Genomic DNA, 585 nt, shown 5'->3' with positions numbered 1-585 from the left:
GAGCATACCCCTGGGCGTCTTCCACGTGAGACCCTTGTCGCTTTCCTTCAGGCTGTCATACAGGCGATCGAGGGCGGCACCGGTGAAGGGAAACAAGGAAACGCCGGCGACTTCTCCGAACGTGCTAACGCACGCGTCGCGCTCGCGTCGGGCGTCACCATTTTTTTGCAGCGACATCCTTGAGGATGGCGTTGTCCAGCATGTCCAGCATTGCGTCGGGGTGATGCTTGTTGTGTCGGGTGTTCTGGTCGTCGTGGGGGGGGGGTTGTGTGTGTTGGGTGTGTGTTTTTGTGTTGTGTGGGTGGGGTGGTTTGGGTTGGTGTTGGTTGTGGGTGGTGTGGGTGGTTTTTTTTGGTGTGGGGGGTGGGGTGGGGGTGGGGTGGGTTTGGTGGTTCGGAGAAGTCGCCGGCGTTTCCTTGTTTCCCTTCACCGGTGCCGCCCTCGATCGCCTGTATGACAGCCTGAAGGAAAGCGACAAGGGTCTCACGCCCAGGGGTATGCTCCAGGCAGTTCTGCTTCCGTCGCTGTCTGAACCGCATCGGCTGGACGAGGGGTCGTATGGGTCGTATCCGGGCGTCGGGATTG

General features: G+C 60.3%; 1 protein-coding gene. It reads left to right on the top strand.

Annotated elements, in window-relative coordinates; translation table 11 throughout:
* The coding region (locus PRN20_RS22800; protein ID WP_273959971.1) for a hypothetical protein at positions 1 to 183 on the top strand (183 nt) is incomplete at its 5' end.
* Positions 184 to 585 lie beyond the last annotated feature (402 nt).

The organism is Devosia sp. ZB163, from assembly GCF_028613635.1.
Lineage (GTDB): Bacteria > Pseudomonadota > Alphaproteobacteria > Rhizobiales > Devosiaceae > Devosia_A.
Note: the sequence above shows the minus strand (reverse complement) of the source record. Positions and strands in the feature narration are given on the sequence as shown.